The sequence below is a fragment of the Haloferax sp. s1 genome (assembly GCF_058382125.1).
Map to the genome: position 1 here is coordinate 1 of NZ_JBZRPK010000622.1, position 2,239 is coordinate 2,239.

4 protein-coding genes and 2 tRNA genes (1 of these 6 cut by a window edge) are annotated in these 2,239 nt (G+C 63.1%); 4 read left to right on the forward strand and 2 right to left on the reverse strand.

Annotated features, from left to right (window positions below):
- The 4 genes from QT222_RS13195 to QT222_RS13210 form a co-directional block, all read left to right on the forward strand.
- Window positions 1–761 (forward strand): ATP-binding protein (locus tag QT222_RS13195; protein WP_491477437.1); only part of this gene is annotated, 761 nt, incomplete at its 5' end.
- Between the two features lie 21 nt (window positions 762–782).
- The gene (locus tag QT222_RS13200) at window positions 783–1,118 is read left to right on the forward strand and encodes a CrcB family protein (protein ID WP_004058179.1); all 336 of its coding nucleotides are present in this window, start codon (window positions 783–785) and stop codon (window positions 1,116–1,118) included.
- Window positions 1,115–1,471, forward strand: coding sequence for a fluoride efflux transporter FluC (locus tag QT222_RS13205; RefSeq protein WP_491477438.1), 357 nt, complete (start codon window positions 1,115–1,117; stop codon window positions 1,469–1,471). Before QT222_RS13200 ends, QT222_RS13205 begins: the two co-directional genes overlap by 4 nt.
- A gap of 116 nt (window positions 1,472–1,587) precedes the next feature.
- Window positions 1,588–1,848: a DUF6199 family natural product biosynthesis protein gene (locus tag QT222_RS13210; RefSeq protein WP_491477439.1), complete on the forward strand. Its 261-nt coding sequence runs from the start codon at window positions 1,588–1,590 to the stop codon at window positions 1,846–1,848.
- A gap of 236 nt (window positions 1,849–2,084) precedes the next feature.
- Here the strand turns inward: QT222_RS13210 and QT222_RS13215 are convergent.
- Together QT222_RS13215 and QT222_RS13220 are read right to left on the reverse strand one after the other, a co-directional pair.
- Window positions 2,085–2,157: transfer RNA gene (locus tag QT222_RS13215), tRNA-Asp, on the reverse strand.
- Between the two features lie 29 nt (window positions 2,158–2,186).
- A tRNA-Asp gene (locus QT222_RS13220) sits at window positions 2,187–2,239 on the reverse strand (it continues 120 nt past the right edge of the window).

The following is a 2,239-nucleotide window of genomic DNA, read 5'->3' on the forward strand; positions in this document are numbered from 1 at the left end:
ACCCAACTGACCCGGTCGGGTCGCTCGTGTGGCGACTCGCGGCCGACGAAGACTCGCTCGCGGACATGCGCGCGGCCGTTGAAGACGCCGACGCCGCCTCGGAAACCCGCCGAGCGGCGACGAACCACCTCGCACTCGCCGACTCGTGGGGCGTGTTCGCCGAAGACGGACTCGTCCCCGAATCGCTCTGTGGCCCTACTCCGGACGTACTCGACCTGTCCAGCATGGACGAAACGCCAGCGAGTGCTGTCGTCCGCGTCGTCGCTCGCGGATTGTACGACGTTCGAGTCACGGACGCGGCTGACCGGCTTCCGTGGTTGCTCGTCGACGAGGCCCACGCGTTCGTCGGTGGCAGCGACAGCCGAGAGTCGTCCTCGTCGGCCCGACAGACTTCGTCCGTCAGCGTCGCCGAACCGGCGCTTCGAACGATTCTCACGCGCGGGCGCGCACCCGGTGTCGGAATCGTGTTGGCGACGCAGCGACCATCGGCACTCCCCGAGGTGGCTGTTTCGCAGGCCGACCTCCGAATCGTTCATCGACTCACCGCCGGTCCCGACGTGTCGGCGATGGCCGCCGCCGACCCGACGTACTTCGACGAATCGCTCACTGCTCGGCTTCCTCGCGACAGGGGATGTGCACTCGTTGTCGACGACACCACGGAGTCGATTCACGACGTTCGAGTCCGCCCCCGAAAGACGCCCGACGGAGGAGCGACACCGGTGGCGGTACCGCCACGCGATACTTCCGAAACCATGGAGTAGTCCCTCCGACTGAGAGTGGGTATGGACCGTTCGGAACTGACGTTGGTCGCCTTCGGGGGCTTCGTCGGCGCGATACTGCGCTACCTCGTCTCCGTCGCTGTTCCCGGCGCAGGGGGAACGCTCACGGCGAACGTCCTCGGGAGCTTCATTTTGGGGACGTTCATCACCAGCGTCTCTTCGCGACGCGTGCAGTTGCTCTTCGGAACGGGGATGCTCTCGTCGTTTACGACCTACAGTACGTTCGCCGTTCAGACGGCGTCACTATCGATGACTGGTGGTTTGGTCAATATCGGTGCGAACTACGCACTCGGCTTTGTTGCTGCGGCGGCCGGTATCGCGGTCGGGAGGCGGCGGTGAGTCTCTCGCTTCTCTCTGCGATTCTCGTCGGCGTCGGCGGGATGGCTGGCGCGCTCTCGCGGCACGTCGTCGACCAGCAAATCGTCGGGAAATGGAGTACCGTCACGGTAAACGTCCTCGGAAGCATCGCACTCGGATTCATCGTCGCGGCCCCCGTCGGCGATGCGGCGGCGACGCTCGCCGGAACGGGATTCTGTGGGGCCTTTACGACCTTCTCATCGTTTGCGGTCGGTGTCGCAGAACTCCTCGATGTCGGCGATTATCGGACTGCCGCTCGGTACGCGTTCGGGACGCTGTTGGCGGCGTTGGTCGGAGTCGCGATTGGGGCGGCAGTGGGTGGGGTTGTTGGGTAAGGCGTCGGTGAAAGGCCCGTTCGGTTCGTCTTTCGGACGTGACTCTTCGAACAGTTCGGTGGATGCCGATTGGTCCGTTCCGATACCGTTAACGGAATTCCATCATATATTTTGAGATGAGCATCGGTTCAGGTCTCAACCTTCCCTTGCTTATCCCCGGGGTGTTCGTTAGCTTGCTCGGTGCTGCGATGCTGGTGAAACCGCGACGGTCTGCACGTGTCCTCGAACAACTGAACGCTATCGGGAGCAAACGCAACTTACGGACCGTCGAACCCGCAGACTGGAACGTCACGCTCACCCGAATCGTCGGTGGGGGCATCTTCCTGATGGGACTCGTCTTCCTGCTGCTGGTACTTGCGAGAGCCGGTGGAGGATAAGGCCTGTTGGTGGATGATACTCTCCACCGAAACGTACGCCCGGACCGGGACTGAGCACCCCGAAGGCTTGCGAAGGTCGGCGAGGCTCTGCCTCGCCGGGATTTGAACCTCGGTCGCTCTGCTCGCTGACGCTCGCGTCGCTCCTTGGTTCAAATCCCGCCTGCCAACGTTCACAAATTCCACTCGGTGCCGCTCGGCGACGAGACGCCTCGCTGGACGAGTTGAAATTAGAGAAGCGCCCGAGGCGGGATTTGAACCCGCGTCACGACCGTGACAGGGTCGTATGATGGGCCACTACACCACCCGGGCTTACTGAAGTGAGTTTGAGATACGGAGAGCGCCCGAGGCGGGATTTGAACCCGCGTCACGACCGTGACAGGGTCGTATGATG

Excerpts from the sequence above, each read along its gene's own strand:
- QT222_RS13200 (WP_004058179.1), top strand. The coding sequence starts at position 783 with ATGGACCGTTCGGAACTGACGTTGGTCGCCTTCGGGGGCTTCGTCGGC.
- QT222_RS13210 (WP_491477439.1), top strand. The coding sequence starts at position 1,588 with ATGAGCATCGGTTCAGGTCTCAACCTTCCCTTGCTTATCCCCGGGGTG.